This window comes from Bradyrhizobium zhanjiangense (genome assembly GCF_004114935.1).
In the GTDB taxonomy this organism is placed as follows: domain Bacteria; phylum Pseudomonadota; class Alphaproteobacteria; order Rhizobiales; family Xanthobacteraceae; genus Bradyrhizobium; species Bradyrhizobium zhanjiangense.
The window spans coordinates 6,640,457-6,665,728 of the sequence record NZ_CP022221.1 but is presented as its reverse complement, the minus strand read 5'-3'; the positions used below and the strand labels follow the sequence as shown (position 1 = coordinate 6,665,728).

15 protein-coding genes and 2 pseudogenes are annotated in these 25,272 nt (G+C 65.1%); 16 read left to right on the top strand and 1 reads right to left on the bottom strand.

What is annotated here, in order from left to right:
• Positions 1 to 92 precede the first annotated feature (92 nt).
• The 14 genes and pseudogenes from XH85_RS31965 (at position 93) to XH85_RS31895 (ending at position 20,035) form a co-directional block, all read left to right on the top strand.
• The gene (locus tag XH85_RS31965) at positions 93 to 1,616 is read left to right on the top strand and encodes a UxaA family hydrolase (RefSeq protein WP_128935027.1); all 1,524 of its coding nucleotides are present in this window, start codon (positions 93 to 95) and stop codon (positions 1,614 to 1,616) included.
• 186 nt (positions 1,617 to 1,802) lie between these two features.
• Positions 1,803 to 2,322: pseudogene (locus XH85_RS31960) on the top strand (PAS domain-containing protein).
• Positions 2,300 to 3,605: pseudogene (locus tag XH85_RS47720) on the top strand (methyl-accepting chemotaxis protein). Before XH85_RS31960 ends, XH85_RS47720 begins: the two co-directional pseudogenes overlap by 23 nt.
• Positions 3,606 to 3,926: 321 nt before the next feature.
• Positions 3,927 to 7,196, top strand: a complete 3,270-nt coding sequence (locus XH85_RS31950) for a transglutaminase family protein (protein WP_128935026.1) — start codon at positions 3,927 to 3,929, stop codon at positions 7,194 to 7,196.
• A gap of 27 nt (positions 7,197 to 7,223) precedes the next feature.
• Positions 7,224 to 9,749 (top strand): circularly permuted type 2 ATP-grasp protein, encoded by a 2,526-nt coding sequence (locus XH85_RS31945; RefSeq protein WP_128935025.1) that lies wholly within the window; start codon positions 7,224 to 7,226, stop codon positions 9,747 to 9,749.
• Complete coding sequence (locus tag XH85_RS31940; protein ID WP_128935024.1) at positions 9,746 to 10,624, top strand: transglutaminase family protein; 879 nt, start codon at positions 9,746 to 9,748, stop codon at positions 10,622 to 10,624. Before XH85_RS31945 ends, XH85_RS31940 begins: the two co-directional genes overlap by 4 nt.
• Before the next feature lie 216 nt (positions 10,625 to 10,840).
• Positions 10,841 to 11,668, top strand: coding sequence for an HD domain-containing protein (locus XH85_RS31930; RefSeq protein ID WP_128935023.1), 828 nt, complete (start codon positions 10,841 to 10,843; stop codon positions 11,666 to 11,668).
• A 119-nt stretch (positions 11,669 to 11,787) separates the two neighbouring features.
• Positions 11,788 to 12,678 carry an alpha/beta fold hydrolase gene (locus XH85_RS31925; protein ID WP_164939977.1) on the top strand — a complete coding sequence of 297 codons (891 nt, stop codon included), beginning with the start codon at positions 11,788 to 11,790 and terminating at the stop codon, positions 12,676 to 12,678.
• Between the two features lie 131 nt (positions 12,679 to 12,809).
• Positions 12,810 to 13,436, top strand: a complete 627-nt coding sequence (gene folE, locus XH85_RS31920) for a GTP cyclohydrolase I FolE (protein ID WP_091897446.1) — start codon at positions 12,810 to 12,812, stop codon at positions 13,434 to 13,436.
• A 31-nt stretch (positions 13,437 to 13,467) separates the two neighbouring features.
• Positions 13,468 to 14,991, top strand: a complete 1,524-nt coding sequence (locus XH85_RS31915; protein ID WP_128935021.1) for an FAD-dependent oxidoreductase — start codon at positions 13,468 to 13,470, stop codon at positions 14,989 to 14,991.
• 128 nt (positions 14,992 to 15,119) lie between these two features.
• Positions 15,120 to 15,695 carry an HdeD family acid-resistance protein gene (locus XH85_RS31910; RefSeq protein ID WP_128935020.1) on the top strand — a complete coding sequence of 192 codons (576 nt, stop codon included), beginning with the start codon at positions 15,120 to 15,122 and terminating at the stop codon, positions 15,693 to 15,695.
• Between the two features lie 126 nt (positions 15,696 to 15,821).
• Complete coding sequence (locus tag XH85_RS31905) at positions 15,822 to 17,033, top strand: ABC transporter substrate-binding protein (protein WP_128935019.1); 1,212 nt, start codon at positions 15,822 to 15,824, stop codon at positions 17,031 to 17,033.
• A gap of 183 nt (positions 17,034 to 17,216) precedes the next feature.
• Entirely contained in the window at positions 17,217 to 18,449 is a 1,233-nt protein-coding gene (locus XH85_RS31900; RefSeq protein WP_128937501.1) for an acyl-CoA dehydrogenase family protein, read from the top strand.
• A 107-nt stretch (positions 18,450 to 18,556) separates the two neighbouring features.
• Positions 18,557 to 20,035: a hypothetical protein gene (locus tag XH85_RS31895; RefSeq protein WP_245473814.1), complete on the top strand. Its 1,479-nt coding sequence runs from the start codon at positions 18,557 to 18,559 to the stop codon at positions 20,033 to 20,035.
• 46 nt (positions 20,036 to 20,081) lie between these two features.
• Here the strand turns inward: XH85_RS31895 and XH85_RS31890 are convergent, their stop codons facing one another.
• Positions 20,082 to 21,821 carry a methyl-accepting chemotaxis protein gene (locus tag XH85_RS31890; protein ID WP_128935018.1) on the bottom strand — a complete coding sequence of 580 codons (1,740 nt, stop codon included), beginning with the start codon at positions 21,819 to 21,821 and terminating at the stop codon, positions 20,082 to 20,084.
• A gap of 323 nt (positions 21,822 to 22,144) precedes the next feature.
• Here XH85_RS31890 and XH85_RS31885 point away from each other — a divergent pair, with 323 nt between their 5' ends.
• Together XH85_RS31885 and XH85_RS31880 are read left to right on the top strand one after the other, a co-directional pair.
• On the top strand, positions 22,145 to 23,527 hold the full coding sequence (locus XH85_RS31885) for an ethanolamine ammonia-lyase subunit EutB (protein ID WP_128935017.1): 1,383 nt from the start codon (positions 22,145 to 22,147) through the stop codon (positions 23,525 to 23,527).
• Between the two features lie 152 nt (positions 23,528 to 23,679).
• Positions 23,680 to 25,266 (top strand): B12-binding domain-containing radical SAM protein, encoded by a 1,587-nt coding sequence (locus XH85_RS31880; protein WP_091897464.1) that lies wholly within the window; start codon positions 23,680 to 23,682, stop codon positions 25,264 to 25,266.
• Positions 25,267 to 25,272: the final 6 nt, after the last annotated feature.

The following is a 25,272-nucleotide window of genomic DNA, read 5'->3' as shown; positions in this document are numbered from 1 at the left end:
ATCGCATTGGACGATGCTTCGCATCGCCAAACGCGATCCGACCTCTCCCCGTAAGAGCGGGGAGAGGTGAAGTAAGACCGAAGGAGATACCCATGACCATCAGCCCCGTCATCCGCCTGCATCCTGATGATGGCGTGGTGATCGCGCGCGCGAGCCTGCCGCCCGGAACGGTGGTCGCCGACGGCGTGACCACGATCGACCGCATTCCCTCCGGCCATAAGGTCGCGATCAAGCCGATCGCATTGGGCGAACCGGTCAAGCGCTACGGCCAGATCATCGGCTTTGCCACCCAGGCCATCGCGCCGGGCCAGCACGTGCACACGCAGAACTGCGGCATGGGCGATTTCGCCAAGGACTATGCCTATTGTGCCGACGTCAAGCCGACGCCGAACTTCGACCTGCCCGCGACCTTCGAGGGCATCCGCCGTCCCGACGGCCGCGTCGCCACGCGCAACTATATCGGCATCCTGACCTCGGTGAATTGCAGCGCGCATGTCGCGAGCCTCGTCGCCGACGTCTTCAAGAAGAACCCCTTCACCGGCGACAATCCGCTCGCTGACTTCCCCAATGTCGATGGCGTGGTCGCGCTGACTCACAAGACCGGCTGCGGCATGACGCAGAACGAGCCCCTGGCGCTGCTCCGCCGCACGCTCGGCGGCTATGCGCGGCACGTCAATTTCTCCCACGTCATCGTGCTCGGCCTCGGCTGCGAGGTGAACCAGATCGGCGGCCTGATGGAAGAGCAGAAGCTCGCCGGCCGCTTGCGCGCGATGGACATCCAGGAGGTCGGCGGCACCCGCAAGACGGTGGAGGCGGGCATCGCCTTCGTGCGCGAGGCGCTCGCTGACGCGAACAAGGTCAAGCGCGAAACGGTGCCGGCAAGCGAGCTCACGGTAGCCCTGCAATGCGGCGGCTCGGACGGTTATTCCGGCGTGTCTGCCAATCCGGCATTGGGTGCGGCGAGCGATCTCATCGTTCGTCACGGCGGCACCGTGATCCTCTCGGAGACGCCCGAGACCTACGGTGCCGAGCATCTGCTGACGCGCCGCGCCGTCAGCCGCGAGGTCGGCGAGAAGCTGGTCGACCTCATGCGCTGGTGGGACGCGTATACCGAGCGCGAAGGCGCCGAGATGAACGCCAATCCAAGCCCCGGCAACAAGGCCGGCGGCCTCACCACCATCCTGGAAAAGTCGCTCGGCGCGATGGCGAAGGCCGGCACCACCAATCTCGTCGAGGTGCTGCGCTACGCCGAGCCCGTCACCAAGAAGGGTTTCGTGTTCATGGACACGCCCGGCTACGATCCGGTCGCGGCGACCGGCCAAGTGGCAGGCGGCGCCAATCTCGTCTGCTTCACCACCGGGCGCGGCAGCGTGTTTGGCTGCAAGCCGGCGCCGTCGATCAAGCTTGCCACCAACACGCCCATGTACAAGCGCATGGAAGAGGACATGGACGTCAATTGCGGCACCATCCTCGAAGGCGAGGAGAGCGTCGAGAGTTGCGGCCAGCGCATCTTCGAACTCGTCCTCAAGACCGCCTCGGGACAGCCGACCAAGAGCGAGAGCTTCGATTTCGGCGGCGCCGAGTTCGCGCCGTGGGTGTTAGGGGCGACGATGTAATCTCCTCATCGTGCGCCGGCGGTAGCTAAACACTGCACGGCGACGCACCTAGGTAATGATACGGAGGCGTCAAGTGATCGCGCTGGTTCCCGTGGTCACGCCTGATTAACATCTCTCGCCGTAGTTCTGGAGAGATGCGAGCTCCACTCACTCGGGGCATTCGCCCTTCGTGAGGATTCGTCAACGATGACGCGTGCGATACGGCCGACCGGCGTGGAAAATCTCCTCGGGAGGAGGAGCTGATCGTATCGAAGACTGATCTCAAGGGCCGCATCACCTACGCCAACGACGTTTTCCTCCGCATGGCGAAGTACAGCTATGCCGAGCTGATGGGCGCTCCCCATAGCCTGATCCGCCACCCCGACATGCCGCGCTGCGTCTTCAAGCTGTTGTGGGATACGCTCGAGGCCAAGCAGGAAATCTTCGCCTACGTCGTCAATCTCGCCAAAGACGGCAGCCATTATTGGGTGTTTGCTCACGTCACCCCAACGCTGGACGATCGCGGCAATATCATCGGCTCCCACTCCAACCGCCGCAAACCCGATCCTGCGCAGATCGAGCGCATCAAGCCGATTACAAGGCGCTATGCGCCGAAGAGGCGCGCCACTCCAATGCCAAGAACGGCATGCGCGCGAGCTTCGAGATGATGGTCGGCCTGCTCAAGCAAAACGGTGTCGCCTACGATGAATTTGTGCTCTCTCTCTAAGGCGCAAGCCGCTGCTGGCCTTGCCTGCCTGCTCGCCGTCGTTGTCCTCACGTTGTCGATTGCGGGCGCATTGACTGCTGCTCCGGCCGCTGCGCTGCTCGGCGCCATCGTGCTGCTGCTCGGCTACACGGTCTGGAACCAGCGCCGTTCGCTGGCTGCAATCGAAGAGTTCGCGGAGGTATGCCGCAAGGCCGCCCATGGCGACCTCGAAGTGCGCGCGTTCGGCGATCGGCAGCCCGGCCGCATCGGAATGATTCAGAAATCGGTCAACGACTTGCTCGACGTCACCGATGCCTTCGTCCGCGAAGCTTCGGCGTCGATGGACTATGCGAGCCGCGGCAAGCATTTTCGCAAGATCCTGGCGCGCGGGTTGCCCGGCTCGTTCCGCCGTTCGGCTTCCGTGATCAATTCCGGCACCGACAGCCTCGGCCGCCGTGTCGTCGAGATCTCAGAGCTCGCAAAGCAGTTCGGCACGCATCTCGACCAGGTCGCCGGCGGCCTGATGAGTGCCGCGACCGATCTCGAGGCCGACGCCGGCCAGATGTCCGCGGCGGCCGAGACGACCAGCCGCCAGACGTCCGGGATGCGCAGCGCGTCCGATCAAGCCTCGAACAACGTCGCGACGGTGGCGAGCGCGGCGGAACAACTCGCGTCCTCGATCGCCGAGATCAGCCGCCAAGTGGCCGGCTCGACCACGAGCACGGGGCGGGCGGTGAACGAAGCCAATCGCGCCGGCAGCGAGATCCGCACGCTCGCGGACGCGGCGCTGCGGATCGGCGACGTCGTCAAGCTGATCAGCGAGATCGCCGAGCAGACCAACCTCTTGGCGCTCAACGCCACGATCGAGGCGGCGCGGGCGGGCGAAGCCGGCCGCGGCTTCGCGGTGGTGGCGTCCGAGGTGAAAAGCCTCGCCAACCAGACTGCGAGGGCGACCGAGAATCAGCGCCAAGGTCGGCGAGATGCAGCAATCGACGACCAACTCGGTCGCGGCGGTCGAGGCGATTGCGCAAACCATCGCAGAGATCGACGGGATCACCGCCAGCATTGCGGCTTCGATCGACCAGCAGGGGGCCGCGACGCGCGAGATCGCCCGCAACGTCCAGGAGGCCTCGTTCAGCACGACGCAGGTGTCCTCCAACGTCACCGGCATCAACGAGGCCGCCGCCGACACCGGCCGCGTCGCGAGCCGCGTCAACAGCGCCTCCGAACGCGTCCATGGCGAGGTCGAGACGCTCCGGCGCGAGGTGACGCAGTTCCTGCAGCGGCTGACCTCGGCGGCGTAACGCTGCGCCACCCACCGCTGTCGCACCGGACAAGCGCGTCCTAAAGCGCGCGCCGATCCGGGGCCCATAGCCACCGGCAGAACCGTAGGGTGGGCAAAGGCGCTGTTGCGCCGTGCCCACCATCGATCCACATTGCAACAGAAGCGGTGGGCACGCTTCCGCCTTCGCTCTTCGAGCTACGGCGGACAAGTCGCTTTGCCCAGCCTACGATACTGCCCGCGTAGCGCGGATACTTCCTAGGCACGGTCTGCCCGTTGTTAGTGCTTGATCGCATTGACATCAGGTGTTCTGCTCAAAAAAGCTGCTGGAGCACCGTACCCCGTGTCGATCTACGTCGCATTACACCACGTCACGCACTACAAATACGACCGCCCGATCGATCTCGGCCCGCAGACCATCCGCCTGCGGCCGGCGCCGCATACGCGCACGCCGATCCTGAGCTATTCGCTGAAGGTCACGCCATCCAATCATTTCGTGAACTGGCAGCAGGACCCGCAAGGCAATTGGCTCGCCCGCTATGTCTTCCCGGAGAAGACGACCGAGCTGAAATTCGAGGTCGATCTCACGACGCAGATGACCGTGGTCAATCCGTTCGACTTCTTCGTCGAGCCCTATGCCGACAGTTTTCCGTTCGACTATCCGAAGGACCTGAAGACGGAGCTTGCGCCGTATCTCGAGACCATCAAACCCGATCGCCTGTTTGCGAAATATCTCGATACGATCCCGCACGAAGCGCCGAACACCGTCAACTTCCTGGTCGAGCTCAATCGCGAGCTGCAGAAGAAGATCCGCTACATTATCCGCATGGAGCCGGGCGTGCAGACGCCGGAGGAGACGCTCGCCTCCGGCGCCGGCTCGTGCCGCGACTCCGCGTGGCTCTTGATCCAGACGCTCCGCCATCTCGGGCTCGCCGCGCGCTTCGTCTCCGGCTATCTCATTCAGATCCGTCCCGACATCGACCCGATCGAGGGACCGCCGGAAGTGGAGAACGATTTCACCGATCTGCACGCCTGGGCCGAGGTTTACCTGCCTGGCGCGGGCTGGATCGGTTTTGACGCGACCTCCGGCATGCTCGCAGGCGAGGGGCACATCCCGGTTGCGGCGACGCCGCACTATCGCTCGGCCGCGCCGATCTCCGGCGGCGCCGGCTTTGCCGAGGTCGAGTTCGCCTTCGACATGAGCGTGAAGCGCATCCGCGAGGCGCCGCGCATCACGAAGCCGTTCTCCGACGAAGCCTGGGCGCGGCTCAACGATCTCGGCGAGCAGGTCGACGGCGACCTCGCCGCGCAGGATGTGCGGCTCACCATGGGCGGCGAGCCGACCTTCGTCTCGGTCGACGATCTCGAGGCAGGCGAGTGGAATACCGAAGCCGTCGGCCCCACCAAGCGCGCGCTTGGTGATGATTTGATCCGCCGCCTGCGCACGCGCTTTGCGCCGGGCGGGCTGCTGCATTACGGCCAGGGCAAATGGTATCCGGGCGAGAGCCTGCCGCGCTGGGCCTTTGGTCTGTATTGGCGCAAGGACGGCGTTCCGATCTGGAAGAGCGCCGACCTCATCGCCAGGATCGAGAATCCCAGGCGGCCGGAGGTCAAGGACGCCGAAGCCTTCATGGAAGGCACCGCGGCGCGGCTCGGGCTCGATCTCGGCTACATCATGCCGGCCTATGAAGACCCGGCCTATTGGCTTCAGAAGGAAGCCGAGCTTCCGATCAACGTCGACCCCACCGATTCCAAATTGTCAGATCCCGAAGCGCGCGCGCGGATGGCGCGCGTGTTCGACCAGGGCCTTACCACACCGCGCGGCTTCGTGCTGCCGATCCAGCGCTGGAATGCGCCTCCGCGCTGGCGCAGCGAGCGCTGGCCGCTCCGGCGCAATCACCTGTTCCTGTCACCGGGCGATTCACCGCTTGGCCTGCGCCTGCCGATGGGCTCGCTCGGTCACGTCCCGCCGAACCAATATCCTTACATCGTCGAGCAGGACCCGATGGAGCCGCGTGGCAGGCTTCCCGTGTTCACCCGCATGGCGAGACCGCCATCGCCGCCGCGCACCGCCCCCGAGCATCTCAACACGGCAATTCCAGTGCGTACTGCAATGGCCGTGGAAATCCGCGACGGCGTGCTCTGCGCCTTCATGCCGCCGGTCGAGCGCATCGAAGACTATCTCGAATTGATTTCGGCGCTGGAAGACACCGCCGAGGAGATGCAGCTCCAGGTCCATGTCGAAGGCTACCCGCCGCCGTTTGATCCGCGCATCGAGGTGATCAAGGTGACGCCAGATCCCGGTGTCATCGAGATCAACATCCAGCCGGCGAAGAGCTGGCAAGATGCGGTCGACATCACCACCGGTCTCTACGAGGATGCTGCGAAGGTGCGGCTCGGCGCCAACCGCTTCCTGGTCGACGGCCGCCACACCGGCACCGGCGGCGGCAATCACATCGTGGTCGGCGGCTCTAGCCCACAGGATTCGCCGTTCCTGCGGCGGCCCGATCTCTTGAAGAGCCTCGTGCTGTACTGGCAGCGGCATCCGTCGCTGTCCTATTTCTTCTCCGGCCTGTTCATCGGCCCGACCAGTCAGGCGCCGCGTATCGACGAAGCCCGTCACGACAGCATCTACGAGCTCGAGATCGCGCTCTCGCATGTGCCGCCGCCGGGTACCCAGACGCCGCTGTGGCTGGTGGACCGGCTGTTCCGGCATCTGCTCGTCGACATCACCGGCAACACCCACCGCGCCGAGATCTGCATCGACAAGCTCTATTCGCCGGAAGGTCCGACCGGCCGCCTCGGCCTCGTCGAATTCCGCGCGCTCGAAATGCCGCCCGATCCGCGGATGTCGCTGGCGCAGCAGCTCCTGATCCGCGCGCTGATCGCAAAATTCTGGAGCGAGCCGCAGGCCGGCAAGTTCGTGCGCTGGGGCACCGCGCTGCATGACCGCTTCATGCTGCCGCATTTCATCTGGGAGGATTTTCAGGACGTGCTCACCGAGCTGAAGCAGTTCGGTTATGCCTTCGAGCCGGAATGGTATCTGGCCCAGCTCGAATTCCGTTTCCCCGCCTTCGGCCGGGTCCATCATGGCGGCGTGACGCTGGAGCTGCGCCAGGCGCTGGAGCCCTGGCACGTGCTCGGCGAGGAGGGTTCGGCCGGCGGCACGGTGCGCTATGTGGACTCATCGGTCGAGCGGCTTCAGGTCAAGGCCGAGGGATTTATCGAGGGCCGCCACATCGTCACCTGCAACGGCCGCCGGCTGCCGATGACATCGACCGGCCGCTCGACTGAAGCCGTGGCAGGCGTCCGCTTCAAGGCCTGGCAGCCGGCCTCCGGCCTGCACCCGACCATTCCGGTCCACGCACCCCTGACCTTCGACCTGATCGACACCTGGAACGGCCGCTCGCTCGGCGGCTGCGTCTATCACGTCGCCCATCCCGGCGGGCGCAACTACGACACCAAGCCGGTCAACACCTATGAGGCCGAGGCGCGGCGGCTGGCGCGCTTCCAGGACCACGGCCACACCCCGGGTCCGGTCCAGCCGCCGCCGGAGGAACGCACAAATGAGTTTCCACTGACCCTCGACTTGCGGACCCCGCTCCTGCAATGAGTATGATGGTGGGGCAGGGAGAGGCGCATGGGCGAGGGCGCAGCCGAACAGGACGACCAGGCGGGCAGGGCGCAAGGTCAGCGTGACGGCCAGCGCCGCCTGGCGCAATGGGTCCGCGACTATAGTCGCCTGCCCGGCATTCCCGACGAGTTCCTGGGACCCGACGGCGCCCCGCGCGCGGTCTGGAGTCGCTTCTTTGACGCCTTTGGCGCGCTCGCGCCGGACGAGGTCGAGCGTCGCTTCGGCATGGCCGACCGCCATCTCCGCGAGGCCGGCGTCACCTATCGTGCGCCCGGCGACAGCGCCGACCGGCCGTGGTCGATCAGCCATCTGCCGCTCTTGATCGACGAGGCCGACTGGCAGCAGCTGTCCGCCGGCATCATCCAGCGCGCCGAGCTGCTCGAGCTCGTGCTGCGCGACATCTATGGCGAGGGCCGTCTCGTCGCCGAGGGCGCGCTGCCGGCGGCCGCGATCGCCGGCAGTCCCGAATATCTCCGTCCGGTCTGCGGCGTGCCGCCGCCCGGCGGGCGGTATCTGTCGATCTACGCCGCCGATGTCGGCCGCGGGCCCGACGGCCGCTGGTGGGTGCTCGGCGACCGCACCCAGGCGCCCTCAGGCGCGGGCTATGCGCTGGAGAATCGCCTGGTGCTCTCGCGCGCTTTCTCCGACCTCTACAAGTCGATGAACGTGCCGCGCGTCGCGCCGTTCTTCGAGGCGTTTCGCGACAGCTTGCGCGCGCGGGCCGACCGTGACGAGCCGCGCATCGGCGTGCTCACCCCGGGTAGTTTCAGCGAGACCTATTTCGAGCACGCGACGCTGGCGCGCTATCTCGGCTTCCTCCTGGTCGAGGGCGACGATCTCGCCGTCAGCGATGGCCGCGTCCACATCCGCACCGTCGCCGGCCTGAAGCGGCTCGACGTGCTGCTCCGCCGCGTCGATTCCAACTCGCTCGATCCGCTCGAGCTTGATGCCTCCTCGCGGTTAGGAGTTCCCGGCCTGATCGACGTGCTGCGCAAGGACGGCGTCGTCGTCGCCAACATGCCGGGCTCCGGCGTGCCGGAAGCCCGGGCGCTACTGGGCTTCCTGCCGGCGCTGAGCCGCCGCCTGCTCGGCGAGGAGCTGAAGATGCCCCACATCGCGACCTGGTGGTGCGGCCAGCCCGCGGCGCGCGATGAGGTGCTGGCGCGGCTCGACGAGGTCGCGATCGAAGGCGCCTACCGGCGCGGCGTTCCCGGCTTCGACAGCACGGGGCCGGTGCTCGCGAGCGAGTTGGATGCGAGCGACCGCCAGCGCCTGATCGACGCCATCACCGCGCGGGGCATGGACTATGTCGGCCAGGAGGTGGTGCGGCTCTCGACCATGCCGGTGTGGGAGCACGGGCAGCTCACGCCGCGGCCCTTCGTGCTGCGCGTGTTCGCAGCCGCCACGCCCGACGGCTGGGTGATCATGCCCGGCGGCTTCTGCCGGATCGCCGAGCAGGCCGATGCGCGCGCGGTGTCGATGGGCGACGGCGCCCGCGCCGCCGACGTCTGGGTCGTATCGGACAAGCAGGTCTCGACCGCGACGCTGCTGCCGGCGACCGACAAGGTGCGCATCCGCCGCATCGCCGGCGTACTGCCGAGCCGCGCCGCCGACAATCTGTTCTGGCTCGGCCGTTATCTGGAACGCGCCGAGGCGACGCTGCGCCTGGTGCGCGCGCTGGGCTCGCCGAGCGGGCCCAACAAGGGCACCGCGGCCTCGCTGCAATCGGCCGAACGCATCCAGCGCCTGCTGGTGGCCTGGGGGGCGATCTCGCAGACCTCGCGCGCGGCGCCCGGACCTATCGTCGCCGAAGCGTTGCAGAGCGAGGCGCGTTTCGGCTCGGCACTGTCGCTGGTCCGCGCGGCCCAGCGCACCGCGACCTCGTTGCGCGAGCGCCTGTCGCCCGATGCCTGGCAGGTCATCACCGAGATGACCGAGCGGCTCGCCTACGAGGTCGAGGACGATGACAGCGTGCTGAGCGCTGCCGAACTGACCTTGCAGGAGCTAGCGAGCTTTGCAGGCCTCGCGCAGGAGAACATGAACCGCGCCGCCGGCTGGCGCTTCCTCGACGTCGGCCGCCGCGTCGAGCGCGCCATCAACACCACGCGCTTCACGCGTCAATTCGCCTACGACGAGGCCGGCGACGAGGATCTCGACATCCTGCTGACGCTGGTGGATTGCCAGATCACCTATCGCTCGCGCTATCTGCTGGCGCCGATCCTGGCGCCGGTGCGCGACCTCGCCGTGCTCGATCCCTACAATCCGCGTTCGGTGGCGTTCCAGGTGGCGGCGCTGAACGAGCACATCGCCGCGCTGCCGAGCCTGAAGGAGCACGGCCTGATCGAGCAGCCGCAGCGGCTTGCGGTGGCGATGCAGGCGATGCTTGCGACCGCGGAGGCCGAGAAGCTCGAGGTCAAGATGCTGTTTGCGCTGGAGCAGGATCTGCTCAGCCTCGCCGAGGCGATCGGGCAGCACTACTTCCCGCACGGCCCCAATGCCAGCCGGCCGGAAAAGCTGACGGGGCTGGCGTGATCTACGACATCCGCCACGTCACGACTTACGAATATGAGAATCCGGTCAGTTTCGCCCGCTGCACGCTGCGGCTGGAGCCGAGAAGCGGCAATGGCCAGGAACTGATCTCGCACAACCTCGAGATCCGACCGCGTCCGGTCGAGCGCAATGTCCGCCGCGATTTCTTCGGCACGCTCACCGAGAGCGTGGTGATCGAAGCTGCGCACCGCAACTTAAGGATCGATTCACGTTCGCGTGTGTCCGTCTCGCGACAGCCGCCGGCGCGCGATGCCTCTAGCCCGCCCTGGGAGACCATTCGCGACGTTGCCTTCGAGGCGACGAGCCTCGGGCCGTCCTCGCCGGTCGGCTATGTCTTCGCGAGCCCGCTGGTGCCGGTGCTGCGTCCGGTCAGCGCCTATGCGGCGGTGAGCTTTGCGCCCGGCGCGGGCATCCTCAAAGGCGCGGTCGATCTCATGCATCGCATCCGCAGCGAATTTCGCTACGATCCCAAGGCGACGGTAATTTCGACGCCGCTCGGCGAGGTCTTCGATAAGCGCCACGGCGTTTGCCAGGATTTTGCCCATGTGATGATCGCAGGGCTGCGCGGGCTCGGTCTGCCCGCGGCCTATGTCAGCGGCTACTTGCGTACCATTCCGCCGCCGGGCCAGCCGCGCCTGCAAGGGGCGGACGCCACCCACGCCTGGGTGTCGCTGTGGTGCGGGGCTGAGCTCGGCTGGGTCGATTTCGATCCGACCAATGATCTCCTGATCGCCAATGACCACATCGTGCTCGCGGTCGGACGCGACTTTTCCGACGTCTCGCCTGTCGATGGCGTCATCGTCGGCTCGCCGAAACAGAAGCTCGGCGTCGCCGTCGACGTGCTGCCGGTCGAATGACCTCAATCTTGCGGTCCGGACGCCGGCACCTCTAGGATGTGTCGCCCCATCGCTGCAATCGCGATATAGCGGAGCGCAACTGCAATATATTTTCGCGTTCTCGTTCCGGGATTTGGTCCCTCGGCCCAAGATGGGCTATGCTGACTGGTGCGCCGAGGACAAGAATGAAACGTCGGGAGTTGGCGTGGAATACCATCGACAGACGGGGCTGCATCCATGATGACGTTACCGCGACTGGCGGCCGAGACCCTGGAGAAGATGCTGGGCTCGTTCATGCGTCGCCGGTACGACGAGCCCTCTGCCCGGGTGCTGGAGGGTTCGACGCGCACCGCGATGGAATGCATCGGCAACAGCGACGCGCTGTACCACAACATCGAGCATACGATGCTGGTGACTCTGGCCGCTCAGGCGATCCTCACGGGACGCAATCTCCATGCGCATCTTGCGGCGGACGACTACCTCCATATCCTGATCGCCTGCCTTGCGCATGACATCGGTTATGTCCGCGGCTTGTTTCCGGAGGATGACGACGACGGTTTCATCATCAACGAGGCCGGGACCAAGGTGTCGCTGCCGCGGGGCGCGTCGGATGCCAGTCTGATGATGTATCACGTTGATCGCTCGAAACTCTTTGTGCGTCGGCGGCTGCCGCCGATCCGCGGCCTCGACTCTGAGCGCATCGCGCGCGCCATCGAAGGTACCCGCTTTCCGGCCCGCGAGGGCCAGGAGTACGACGACGAAGCCTCGATCCTGCGCGCCGCCGATTTCATCGGCCAGCTCGGCGATCCCAACTATCTGCGCAAGGCCAACGCGCTCTATTACGAGTTCGAAGAGGTCGGCATCAACCGCCAGCTCGGCTACGACTCGCCCGCCGACATCGTCAACCGCTATCCGCAGTTCTACTGGAACAGCGTCGCACCGCACATCCAGACCGAGATCGGCTATCTCAACAAGACCGAGATCGGCCGGCAGTGGATCGCCAATCTCTACAGCAACGTGTTCCGCGCCGAACGCGACATCTCGCTGTCCGGTCCGCAGAGATAGATCAGCTCGTCGTAGCCCGCATGGAGCGAAGCGGAATGCGGGGACGCCTGCATCCGCGAATCCCGTATTCCGCTGCGCTCCATCCGGGCTACGACATCGCGTCAATCGGTGAGAAAATCATGCAACAAAAAACTATCACCACCGATATCCTCGACATCGCCTATCTCGACTACGGCGCGCCCGATGGCTGGCCCTGCATCATGGGCCACGGCTTTCCCTATGACGTGAACGCCTACGCGGAAACCGCGCCGTTGATCGCACAAGCCGGCGCACGGGTGCTGGTGCCCTGGCTGCGCGGCTACGGGCCGACGCGGTTTCGTGCGGCCGAGACGCTGCGCTCCGGCGAGCAAGCGGCGCTCGGCGCCGACCTGCTGGCCTTCATGGACGCACTCGGCATCAAGCGTGCGGTCGTCGGCGGCTATGACTGGGGCGGACGCGCCGCCTGCGTGGTATCAGCACTCTTTCCGGAGCGCGTGATTGGACTCGTCTCAGGCAATTCCTACAACATCCAGAACATCGCCCGCGCGATGGAGCCGGCCTCACCGCCGGAGGAGGCCGCGCTCTGGTATCAATATCTGTTCCACAACGAGCGTGGCCGCCGCGCGCTGGAGCGCAACCGGCGCGGCTTTGCGCGTCAGCTCTGGTCGATGTGGTCGCCGAAATGGATATTCGACGACGCCACGTTCGAGAAGAGCGCCGCGTCGTTCGACAACCCCGATTTCGTCGATGTCGTGATCCACTCCTATCGTCACCGCTATGCACTGGTCGCAGGCGATCCCGCCTATGCCGCGATCGAGGCCAAGCTTGCAAGCCAACCGCCGATCCGCGTCCCGACGATCGCGATCGACGGCGACAGCGACGGCGTCAATCCCGGCACCGCCCACCACGCGCGCAAGTTCGAGGGCTTTTTCGAACGGCGCGTGTTCGCGGGCGCCGGTCATAATTTGCCGCAGGAGCGGCCGGCCGAATGGGCGCAGGCCGTGCTCGATGTCCGGAAGGCGGCCTCATAGAGCCGGGTTCTCGTCTCGCGGCTGGCTTGTCGTCCTTCCGATTTTTCCTGATCCTGGGAACCTTTTCCGATTGCAGCCGTCCAAGCTGTGGGGCCGCCTCTGTGTCGCGGCTCGTTGCAGGGAGGATCTAGATGAAGTCGCAAGTGCGCAAGCTGGAACGTGTCGCGGTGGCGCAGAGGCCAACCGAGCGACCTGATCGGGCGGAGGTCGAGCAAGCGGTCCGGACGATGATCCGCTGGGCGGGCGATGATCCCGCGCGCGACGGCCTGCGCGACACGCCGGATCGGGTTGCGCGTGCCTTCGAAGAATATTTTTCCGGCTATGCGCTGGATCCGACCGAAATCCTGCAAAAGACCTTCGAGGAGATCGAAGGCTATGACGAGATGATCGTCCTGCGCGGTGTGCGCTTCGAAAGCCATTGCGAGCACCACATAGCACCGATCGTCGGTCGCGCCTGGGTCGCCTATATCCCGCAAGGGCGCGTGGTCGGCATCTCCAAGCTGGCGCGGGTCGTGGACATCTATGCCAAGCGCCTCCAGATCCAGGAGAAGATGACTGCGCAGATCGCCAACACCATCAACGACGTGCTGGAGCCTCAAGGCGTCGGCGTCATCATCAAGGCGACGCATCACTGCATGACCACGCGCGGCGCGTACAAGCCCGGGACCGATCTCGTCACCAGTCGCATGCTGGGGGTGTTCCGTGACAATGCGCTGACACGACAGGAGTTGTTGGGGTTAGCCAATTCGGACACGTGAGCCACGCGGCGCGAGCCAAGGAGACGGTGCCATGACCGAGGACAACAAGCCGAGCGGACCCGATCTGACCAGGGGCGTGTCGCCCGCCGATTTCAAGGACGGCAAATTGCTCGGCCATGTCGGCGAGGAAGACGTCCTGCTGGTGCAGTTCGGCAGCGAGATTTTTGCGATCGAGCCGGCCTGCAGCCACTACCACGGCCCGCTCGCCGAAGGGCTGGTGGTCGGCGACACCATCCGCTGTCCATGGCATCACGCCTGCTTCTCCCTGCGCACAGGCGAAGCCACCCGCCCGCCGGCGCTGAACGCGCTGGCGGTGTGGGAGCTCACGCGCGATCGGGACAGCATCGTCGTTCAGCGCAAGCGCGAGGCACCGAAGCCGTCGGCAGCACATCGCAGCGCGCCGACGCCGGAGAAATTCGTGATCGTCGGCGGCGGCGCGGCCGGCTTCGCCGCGGCCGACACGCTCCGGCGCGAGGGGTTTGCCGGCGCCATCACCATGCTGAGCAGTGACGGCGCGATGCCGGCCGACCGGCCGAACCTCTCCAAAGACTATCTTGCCGGCAACGCGCCGGAGGACTGGCTGCCGTTACGGCCCGAGGATTACTATCGGGACGCCGGTATCGATCTCAGGCTCAACACGAATGTTTCTGCGATCGATCCCAAATCTCGCAGCGTCACGCTGGGCAATGGCGACAGGCTGCCGTTCGACCGGCTTCTGCTTGCGACCGGGGCCGAGCCGGTGAAGCTCCAGATCCCCGGAGCCGATCAGCCGCATGTCCACACCTTGCGATCCGTCGCCGACAGCCGCGCCATCATCACGGCGGCGGGCAGCGCAAAACGCGCGCTCGTGATCGGCGCGAGCTTCATTGGTCTCGAGGTCGCGGCTTCCTTGCGCGCGCGCAAGCTGGAAGTCCATGTGGTCGCGCCGGAAGAACGGCCGATGCAGAAGGTGCTCGGCGCCGAGATGGGCGATTTCGTCCGGTCACTGCATGAAGAGAATGGCGTCATCTTCCACTTGAAGGATACGGTGGAAAAGCTCGATGGCATGCGCGCGACGCTGAAGAGCGGCGCGGTGATCGAGGCCGATCTCGTCGTGGTCGGCATCGGCGTCAAGCCGCGCCTCTCGCTCGCCGAGCAAGCGGGCCTTGCCGCCGATCGCGGTGTGAGCGTGAGCGAATATCTCGAAACCAGCGTATCCGGCATCTTCGCCGCCGGCGACATCGCGCGCTGGCCCGATCCGCATTCCCGGCAGACCATCCGCGTCGAGCATTGGGTGGTGGCGGAGCGGCAAGGTCAGACCGCGGCGCGCAACATGCTCGGCAAGCGCGAGCGCTTCGATGCGGTGCCGTTCTTCTGGTCCCAGCACTACGACGTGCCGATCAACTATGTCGGTCACGCCGAGAACTTCGACGACGTCGCGATCGACGGCAGCGTACCCGGCAAGGACTGCCTGCTGAAATACCGCAGGGGCGGCCGGGTGATCGCGGTTGCTTCGATTTACCGCGATCTCGACAATCTCAAGGCCGAGCTCGAGATGGAGCGGTCGCGCGCCTGACGCGCCGCATCCGATCTTGATTTGCGTCAATGTTGTTGCCGTCAGCGGCTGCTCTGCTGGCTGTCGTCCCGGATCGACCTGTGCTATCCTGGCGAGTGTCTCCGGGCTTCGCATGCAGGAGTGGCGTCATGACAAGTGCATCGGATACCTCCCATCGTCTTGGCCTTGGCTCTGGCATCGCGGCGCTGCATGCCAAATGGGGCTGGATCGTCGCGCTCGGTGTCATCTACCTCGTCGCCGGCTTCGTCGCGCTCGGCAGCGTGGTGATGGCGACGGTGGCGAGCGTGATCGTGGTCGGCGCGATGATGATCGTCGCGGGCGCGGCCGAGATCATCGGCGCATTTCAGATGAAGAGCTGGGGCAAGTTTTTGGTCTGGGCCTTGCTCGGCGTGCTCTATGTCATCGCGGGCTTCCTGACCTTCGAGAACCCACTGTTCGCGGCAGTCCTGCTGACGCTGTTCCTGGGCGCCTCGCTGATCGCCTCGGGCGTCGTCCGGCTGTTTCTCGCCTTCAGCATGAAGCGCGAAAGCCCGTGGGTTTGGGTAGCGCTGTCGGGTGCCATCACGCTGCTGCTCGGCCTCTTGATCGTGGCGCGCTGGCCCGTGAACAGCGTCTACATCCTCGGCCTGTTCCTCGGCATCGACCTGATCATGGCGGGTGCCGGCTGGATCAGCCTCGGCTTCAGCTTGAAGCGGCGCCGCTAGAGTGGAAGAGGCCATCAGCAACTCGACGCAAGACCATCTTGCGGAACTCCGCTGAGCTGGCGCGCTGACAAGAAGCAGCGCGCCGCGTGACCGCCTCGCGCGGACGAAAGATCACCGGGAGAAACCATGAAAGCCGCTTTGGTCTTGGCCGCAGCGCTGGCCGCCGCCTGTCTGTCCACGCCCGCTGCCGCGCAAAAATCCTACGGTCCCGGCGTCACTGACACCGAGATCAAGATCGGCAACACCATGCCCTATAGCGGGCCGGCTTCTCCGCTCAGCATCACCGGCAGGGTGATCGCGGCCTATTTCGACGAAGTCAACGAGAAGGGCGGTGTCAACGGACGCAAGCTCAATCTCGTCACGCTCGATGATGCGTTCTCGCCGCCGAAGACCATGGAAGCGGCGCGGCGGCTGGTCGAGGGCGAGGGCGTCGCCTTCATCTTCGCCACCATGGGCACCGCGCCGAGCTCGGCGATCGCAAAATACCTGAACAGCAACAAGGTGCCGCAGCTGTTCTTGATCAGTTCGGCCTCGAAGTGGAACGATCCCGCCAACATGCCCTGGTCGATGGCGCTGCCCTGGGCGCCGAACTACACCAGCGAAGCCGCGATCGACGTCGCCTATGCCCGCGCCAAGAACCCGAATGCGCGCTTTGCGGTGCTCTATCAGAACGACGACGCCGGCAAGGAATATCTGCGCGGCATCAGGGAAGCGCTCGGTGCCGACGCCGACAAGGCGATCGCGATGGCCTCGAGCTTCGAGGTCGCTGACCCCACCGTCGATTCCCAGGTGCTGACGCTCGCCAATACCAAGGCTGACGTCTTCATGATCTATTCGGTGACGCCGCGCGCCTGTGCGCAGGCGATCCGCAAGGCCCATGAGGTCGGCTGGCAGCCGACACGCTTCCTCGCCTCCGGCTGCGCCAACAAGGCGACCGTGATGGTGCCGGCGGGCCTCGATGCCGGCAAGGGCGTGCTGTCGCTCGGCGCGCTCAAGCCTTTCGTCGAGCAGCCGAAGGACGATCCGGCGATGTCCGCCTATATCGACTTCATGAAGAAACGCCTGCCCAATGCCGACGTCAACAACGTCGCCGGCCTCTACGGCTACACCGTCGCCGAGGCGCTGGTGGTGCTGCTGAAGCAGTGCAAGGACAATCTGACGCGCGAGAACATCATGGCGCAGGCATCGCACATGAAGAACGTGCCGCTGTCGCTGCTGATGCCCGGCATCACCCTCAACACCACGCCGCAGGATTTCCGCCCGATCAAGGACGGCTACATGCTCCAGTTCGACGGCAACGACTGGGTCGTGGCAAGCGAGCTGCTGCGCGGGACGTGAGCGGTGGCGAACGCCACAGAAGCCCTCTCCCCTTGCGGGAGAGGGTGGATCGCCGCGAAGCGGCGAGCCGGGTGAGTATGTCTCCGCGGGTCCAACTCTTATTTGGACGCAAGGAGAGATACCCCTCATCCGGCGCTTCGCGCCACCTTCTCCCGCAAGGGGAGAAGCGAAGAGGAGGCCACCCTGGACTTTCAACACTCTCCCCGTTCGCTCGAGCTCCAAGACCGCGTCCGCCAATTCATGCGGACGCATGTCGAGCCTGTCGAGGAGCTCTATTACGAGCAGGTCAAGCCGGAAGCTGCGCGCTACAAGACGCCGCCCGTGCTCCAGGACCTGAAGCGGCTGGCGCGGGAGCAGGGGCTCTGGAACCTGTTTCTCTCCGGTGAGCACGGCCCAGATCTTCCCAACTCAAGCCTGACCAATCTCGAATACGCGCCCGTGAAGGAGATCATGGGCCGCATCCTGTGGGCGCCCGAGGTTTTCAACTGCTCGGCCCCTGATGTCGGCAACATGGAGGTGCTGGCGAACTACGGCACGCCGGCGCAGCAGGAGCGCTGGCTGAAGCCACTCTTGGAGGGACGCATCCGCTCCGGCTTCTCGATGACGGAGCCGCAGGTTGCCTCCAGCGATGCCACCAACATCCAGTGCGAGATCAGGCGCGACGGCGGCGACTACGTCATCAACGGCCGGAAGTGGTTCACATCTGGCGCGATGAACGAGGATTGCGAGATCCTGATCGTGATGGGCAAGACCGCGCCCGACCATCCCGATCGTCATCGCCAGCAATCCATGATCCTGGTGCCGAAGGCAACGCCCGGCGTGCGCATCGTCCGCGACATGCTGACCTACGGCTACGACGACGCGCCGGTCGGCCATCCCGAGATCGTCTACGACAACGTCCGTGTGCCCGCCGAGAACATCCTGCTCGGCGAGGGCCGCGGCTTCGAGATCGCGCAAGGAAGGCTCGGCCCCGGCCGCATCCACCATTGCATGCGGCTGATCGGCTGCGCCCAGCGTGCGCTGGAATTGATGTGCCAGCGCGCGGTCTCCCGCACAGCCTTCGGCAAGCCGCTGGCCGAGCAGGGCTCGGTGCGCGAGGACATCGCGCACTCCTTCTGCGAGATCGCGCAGGCGCGGCTGCTCACCCTGCAGGCCGCCGACAAGATGGACCGCGAAGGAAACAAGGCCGCACGCGATCTGATCGCGGCCGCCAAGATCGTGGTGCCCAGCATGGCCGCCCGCGTCATCGACCGCGCCATTCAGATCCACGGCGCGGCCGGCGTCTCGCAGGACACGTTCCTCGCCCGCGCTTACGTCTACGCCCGCTTCATCCGCATCGGCGACGGGCCGGACCAGGTGCATCTGGCCGCGGTCGGCAAGGAACTGATCCGGCGGGGCGGGGTGATGGCGGGGTAGCGCTGTTACCCTCTTTTAGGGCGCGTACGCTAAAGACGGCAGATGCCCGATGGATGCGGATGTCCGCTTAAGGCTCCACGGGCTGCTCTGAAAGAGAAGGTCACGCCGTGGGTCTGCTAGATGACAAATTCAGCGCAAAACGACGTTGGATTGTCGTGGCTGCGATCCTCCTGGCGGCCTTGGTCATTCAAATCCCGCTCGTTCTCAACGCGGATTTGGGCTGGCTCCTGACTGCAAACGAAAAAATCCTGGATGGCCGGAAGCTTGGGGTCGACCTCTTCGAGTCCAACCCGCCCCTGTCAGTCTACATGTACATGCCGGCGGTGATGCTGTCCCGAATGACCGGCGTTGCAGCCGAATTCATCGTCATCGTCCTCGTGATTGTCGAGATCGCCGGTGCGCTTCTGATGATGGACCGAGCAGCTGCGGCCGCAAAGCTGGGAGCCCGGGAGCGAAGTATTTCAACATGGTCGTTTGCGCTTCTGCTCGCAATTCTACCAGGTGCCATATTCGGACAACGTGAACACATCGCGGTCATCGCACTGACCCCGTTTGTCGCTATCACCGCACTGCGCTGGCGTGGGCTCGATCCTGGATGGGTCGCGATCGTCGTCGGAGCGGGGGCGGGGCTGGCCATGAGTATCAAGCCCTTCTTTGCTCTGGTGGCAGGCCTCCCGATCCTCCTGGGCGCACTCCGCCGGCGTTCTCTAAGACCCTTGTTCACCTCGGAAGCATGCACGGCCGCCGCTGTTGTCATCGGCTACGGGGCGGTGGTCGTAGCGCTCTTCCCCGCCTATCTCTCCACCTATGCCCCGATGGTCGCCGAGGCCTATCTGCCGATCAGAAGGGAATTTGATAGCCTGCTCCCCATTCCAATTGCCGTGATAGGGGCTTCCATCGGCTTCCTGTGGCTGTTTGGCCGTGAAACGCTGGAAATGCGGAGCGATGCAATCCCTTGGCTGGGCGCAGCGATCGGCGGAGCCGCGGGTTTCCTTGTTCAGGGCAAGGGTTGGCCATATACGGCTTTTGCGCTTTGCCTGTTTGCGATTGCGGCGCCGTTGCTACAGGTTTGCACGAAGACGGTGCGAATGCTCATCGTGATCGGTGGCCTCGCTACGATTGTGGCCCTCGGGCTCTATTTGTCCTCACCGGCTCCGGGGTTTCCGCCGCTGCAGGAGCGTGTCCAGGCCGTCGTGAAGCAGCCGCGGCTGCTTACGATCACCGACCACATCGGTCTGGGGCATCCGCTCGTCCGTCAGATCGGCGGCACTTGGGTGGGCAGCTCGTGTGCGCAGCTCTTGGCGGCCGGCGCAATACTGCGCGAGAACAGCTCGCACCCGACCGAAGAGGAGCGGGCGAAATTGGAAGGCATCATCAATTTCGAACGACGGCATTTGCTGGCGGATCTGCGAAACGGCCGGCCAAATGTCATTCTCGTGGATACCTATCTGCTGAGCACGTTCGAGTTCAACTGGTTGGCCTGGGCCAATTCGGATCCCGAACTGCAAAAGGAGCTCAGTCACTACCGCGAGATCGAGGACGTCGGCCGCGTTCGCATCTTCGTCGATCAATCACTGCAACGATAGGCCGCTCTCGTTTTCGACTTTTTCGCGAACGGGCCTTGCCGTGCATTCAGCCGGCCTTGGCGTTGCGGCCGTCCGCCGCGCCCGAGCGCAGGTTCTGGAAGAATTTCTCCACCTCGCGCGACAGCGTGTCCGCCGTCTCCGTCAGGCTGCTCGCCGCCGTCAGCACGGAGGCTGCCGCCGTGTCGGTCTCGCCGATGGCGTCGCGCAGCGAGGTGATGTTGGCGACCAGGGTCTCGTTGCCCTGCGCGGCCGATTGCGCGTTGGAGGAGATCTCGCGCGTGGCGGCGTCCTGCTGGCCGATGGCGCCGGCGATCGCCGAGGTGACCTCATTGATCTCGCGTACCGCCCCGCCGATCTCGCGGACGGCGTCGACCGCGTTGCGCGTGGAAGTCTGGATCATCGAGACGTTCTCGCCGATCTCGGCGGTGGCCTTGGCTGTCTGGCCCGCGAGCGCCTTCACCTCATGGGCGACGACGGCAAAGCCGCGGCCGGCATCGCCGGCGCGGGCGGCCTCGATGGTGGCGTTGAGCGCGAGCAGATTGGTCTGCTCGGCGATCGCCTGAATCAGGTTGAGCACGCCGTCGATGCGTTGCGTGGCGGCGGCGAGGCTCTCGATCTCGGAGATCGACTTCTCGGTGCGCTGGCCGGTCTGCTCGACCGCGCCGGCGGATTGCCGCACCTGGCGGCCGATCTCTTCCACCGAGGCGGACAGTTCCTCGGCGGCACTCGCCACCGCCGAGACGTTGTGCGAGGCCTGCTCGGTGGCGTTCGCCGCCGTGCCGGCGCGACTATTCGCATCCGCAGTGACGCGCGTGATGGTCTGCGCGGTCTCGCGCATGGTGGATGCATTGTCGCTGAGGCCGCGCATGATGGCGCCGATCGCTTCGCGAAATGCCTCGACGGATCTTTCGATATGGCGGGCGCGCTCCTCGCGCGCGGCGGAGTCGTGCGAGACCTGGGAGGCGAGATTGCGGTTGCGGCCCATCGCCTCCTGGAAGACCTCGATTGCGCGTGCCAGCGCGCCGATCTCGTCGGCGCGGCGGCTGTAGGGCACCGCGACGTTCTCGGCCCCGTCTGCGACCTGCTTGATGGTCGCGGTGATGGCCGAGAGGGGCCGTGCGATCGAGCGGGCGATGATGACGATGCCGATCACGACCAGGGCCAGCGCCACGCCGCCGAGGCAGGTCAGGACGAAAGACAGCGTACGATTGGTCTCGGTCTGCTGGGCGATTTGCCTGGCGCGTTCGGCGTAGACCTTGGAGAGCGCTTCGAGATCCTTGTTCAACGCCGAGCGCACGCTGCGATTGGCATCGTTGTCGCCCCATTCGCGGCCCGCGGCCGCATTGATCTCGATGCCGCGGCGCACCAGCTCCTTGCGGAACTCGACGAACTGCTCGATGCGCTTCTTGAAGGTGGAAAACTGTTCGGCATCGTCGGCCTTGACGATAGTCTCCCAGCGCTTCACGACGTCGAGGATCTGCGCGTTGAACTTGAGCAGGCCCTCGCCGTATTTCTTCACCACGGCGGGCTCGGTCGACATGTAGACGCCGCGCGATTCCATCACGACCGCATAGACCAGCGAGTTGACGCGCTCGACGTTCTGCGCGGCGGCGTTGGCCGTCTCGATCGCGCTCGTCAGCTCGGCGCTGCGGCGGCTGTTGTAGTCGGACAGCATCGCGATCGCCGCCGTGAGCAGCGCAAACAGCGCGAAGATCGCATAGAGCTTGGTGGCAAGCGTGAAGCGGCCGGCGAGGCCGGCGGCATTCCCAGATCGGTCTGATGTCATGGTGTTCAAGAAGCCCGAGATGGCCTGGAGCGGCCGGTGAGCGCGGTCGTTTGAATTTGATGCAAAATTATGCAGAACGAAGATGGATGCGGCGTTAACGCCACAGCCCCATGGAGAGCCGGCCGGCCGGCGGAAATACGAAATGTTTCAGCCGGTTGCGAATGCCTCATCGATCTCCGGCAGATCGCGCCCGGGGGGCCGGCGCGACGCCCCCAAAGATCGGCGTGCACTGGGGCTGCCAAGAGCGTATTCCCTTGTCGTCGGGATCGCGCTCGAGATTGAGTTTGGACTCGGCCACTGGCCGATGACCCCTGGAGAGGCCCTTGGTCTACCGCCACACCATCGACGCCACGACCTATACGTTCCCGGACCTGCGCGACCTCCTCGCCAAGGCGACGCCGCCCCGCTCCGGCGATCGGCTGGCCGGGATCGCCGCCGCCAGTGCCGAGCAGATGATCGCGGCGCGGATGGCGCTCGCCGATGTCCCGCTCGGACAGTTTCTGCAGGAAGCCGTCATTCCCTATGAGACCGACGAGGTCACCCGCCTCGTCATCGACCGCCACGACGCAAAGGCCTTTGCGCCGGTGGCCTCGCTGACGGTCGGAGCCTTCCGCGACTGGCTGCTGTCGGACGCCGCCACGCCCGAGGCATTGAAAATGCTCGCGCCCGGCATCACGCCGGAAATGGCGGCCGCGGTCTCGAAGCTGATGCGCAACCAGGATCTGATCCTGGCGGCGCGGAAATGCGAGGTCACCACCGCCTTCCGCAACACCATCGGGCTGAAGGGCCGGATGAGCACGCGGCTCCAGCCCAATCATCCGTTCGACGATGCCAGGGGCATCACCGCCTCGATCCTCGACGGCATCCTGTTAGGGGCCGGCGATGCCTGTATCGGCATCAACCCGGCGAGCGACGATCCCGCAGTAATCGCCCAATTGCTGCGGTTGCTCGACGAGATCATCGCGCGACTGAAGATTCCGACGCAGGGCTGCGTGCTCACCCATGTCACGACGACGCTGTCGCTGATCGGGCAGGGCGTGCCGGTCGATCTCGTCTTCCAGTCGGTTGCCGGCACTGAAGCTGCCAACCGCAGCTTTGGCGTCGACCTCGCGCTTCTAAGGGAAGCCCAAGAGGCCGGGCTGTCGCTGAAGCGCGGCACGGTGGGGCAGAACGTGATGTATTTCGAGACCGGCCAGGGCTCGGCATTGTCGGCGGGCGCCCATCACGGCGTCGACCAGCAGACCTGCGAGGCGCGCGCCCATGCGGTCGCCCGCGCCTTCGCTCCGCTGCTGGTCAACAGCGTGGTCGGCTTCATCGGCCCGGAATATCTCTACGACGGCAAGGAAATCATCCGGGCCGGGCTGGAAGATCATTTCTGTGGCAAGCTGCTCGGCCTGCCGCTCGGGGTCGACATCTGCTACACTAACCACGCCGAGGCGGACCAGGACGACATGGACAATCTCCTGACGCTGCTCGCCGCCGCCGGCGTCACCTTCATCATGGGCGTCCCCGGCGCCGATGACGTCATGCTAAACTATCAGTCGACGTCCTTTCATGACGCGCTCTATGTCCGTGACGTCTTCTCCCTGCGCCGCGCGCCGGAATTCGACGATTGGCTGGTGCAGGCCGGTATTGCGGGCGCCGACTTCCGCCTTGCCGGCGATGCAGGTCTATTGCCCGATTTTGCCTCACGGCTGATCGCGTGAGGCGGCGGAAACGCCAGCTCCCCAGGAAACTATTGGCGGCCCTCGCGAATTGAGTGGATGCCACAATATTGAGAAATTCCGGCAGCCGCATTACGGTATGTGTCTGGCTGGCAATTTCCGCACCATCGGTCGAGCGTGGCGGGGGAGCATAGATGCGAGCTGAAAGTAACGGAACGTCCCGGCGGATTCTCTGTGTGTTTCCGCGTTACACCTCCTCATTCGGGACGTTCGAATATTCCTATCCCCTGACCGACGGCGTTCGCGCCTTCATGCCGCCGCAGGGGCTGCTGCTGATTTCCGCCTATCTTCCGAAAGAGTGGCAGGTCAAATTCGTCGACGAGAACCTTCGCAGCACGACCAGGGAAGAGTTCGAATGGGCGGAGGTGGTCTTCGTCAGCGGCATGCACATCCAGCGCCAGCAGATGAACGACATCTGCCGCCGCGCCCATGAATTCGATCTGCCCGTCGCGCTCGGCGGTCCCTCGGTCAGCGCCTGCCCGGACTATTACCCGACCTTCGATTATCTCCATGTCGGCGAGCTCGGCGACGCCACCAATCAGCTGATCGAGATCCTGTCGCGCGACACGTCGCGGCCCGAACAGCAGGTGGTGCTCGCCACCAACGACCGCGTGCCGATGACGGAGTTTCCGATCCCGGCCTACGAGCTCGCCGACGTGAAGAAGTACTTCCTCGGCAGCATTCAATATTCCAGCGGCTGTCCCTATCAGTGCGAGTTTTGCGACATCCCCGGCCTCTACGGGCGCAATCCCCGCATCAAGACGCCGGAGCAGATCATCGCCGAGCTCGACCGCCTGCGCGAATGCGGCATGACCGACACGGTCTATTTCGTCGACGACAATTTCATCGGCAACCGCAAGGCCGCGATGGATCTGTTGCCGCATCTGATCGAATGGCAGAAGCGGACCGGCTACGTGGTGCGGCTCGCCTGCGAGGCGACGCTCAACATCGCCAAGCGGCCCGAGATCCTGGAGAAGATGCGCGAGGCCTTTTTCATCACCATCTTCTGCGGCATCGAGACGCCGGATCCGGATGCATTGCATGCGATGCACAAGGACCACAACATGATGGTCCCGATCCTGGAGGGCGTGCGCACCATCAACTCCTACGGCATGGAGGTCGTGTCCGGCATCATCATGGGGCTGGACACCGACAAGCCGAACACGTCGGACGCACTGCTCGCTTTCGTCGAGGAATCGCAGATTCCGCTGCTCACCATCAATTTGCTCCAGGCGCTGCCCAAGACGCCGCTGTGGGACCGGCTGGAGCGCGAGGGGCGTCTGGTCCACGATGAGGGCCGCGATTCCAACGTCGAATTTCTGCTACCTTATGACGAGGTCGTCTCGTCCTGGAAGCATTGCATGGAGGTCGCCTACGCGCCCGAGAAGGTCTATGCGCGCTATCAGCATCAGTGCGACTACACCTATGCCAACCGCCTCAACGTGCCGGTGGCACCGGAGATGAAGACCTGGCCCAACATCAAGCGCGGCCTGATCATGCTGCGCAACATCTTCTGGCAGATCGGGGTGCTCGGCGACTACAGGCGCGTGTTCTGGAAGTTTGCCTTGGGGCGAATCCGGCGGGGCGATCTCGAAGGCCTGATCGGCTGCGCCACGATCGCGCATCACCTCATCACCTTCGCGCGCGCGGCTTCGAGCGGCAAGCAGAACGCCTCGAACTACTCGATCCGCCTGCGCGAGGCCGCCGTTCCCGCCGAATGATGCGAC

Coding starts and splice junctions, on each gene's coding strand:
- XH85_RS31890 (WP_128935018.1), bottom strand. CDS start 21,821: ATGACATCAGACCGATCTGGGAATGCCGCCGGCCTCGCCGGCCGCTTC.
- XH85_RS31910 (WP_128935020.1), top strand. CDS start 15,120: ATGACAAGTGCATCGGATACCTCCCATCGTCTTGGCCTTGGCTCTGGC.
- XH85_RS31965 (WP_128935027.1), top strand. CDS start 93: ATGACCATCAGCCCCGTCATCCGCCTGCATCCTGATGATGGCGTGGTG.
- XH85_RS31925 (WP_164939977.1), top strand. CDS start 11,788: ATGCAACAAAAAACTATCACCACCGATATCCTCGACATCGCCTATCTC.
- XH85_RS31905 (WP_128935019.1), top strand. CDS start 15,822: ATGAAAGCCGCTTTGGTCTTGGCCGCAGCGCTGGCCGCCGCCTGTCTG.
- folE (WP_091897446.1), top strand. CDS start 12,810: ATGAAGTCGCAAGTGCGCAAGCTGGAACGTGTCGCGGTGGCGCAGAGG.
- XH85_RS31880 (WP_091897464.1), top strand. CDS start 23,680: ATGCGAGCTGAAAGTAACGGAACGTCCCGGCGGATTCTCTGTGTGTTT.
- XH85_RS31930 (WP_128935023.1), top strand. CDS start 10,841: ATGATGACGTTACCGCGACTGGCGGCCGAGACCCTGGAGAAGATGCTG.
- XH85_RS31915 (WP_128935021.1), top strand. CDS start 13,468: ATGACCGAGGACAACAAGCCGAGCGGACCCGATCTGACCAGGGGCGTG.
- XH85_RS31945 (WP_128935025.1), top strand. CDS start 7,224: ATGGGCGAGGGCGCAGCCGAACAGGACGACCAGGCGGGCAGGGCGCAA.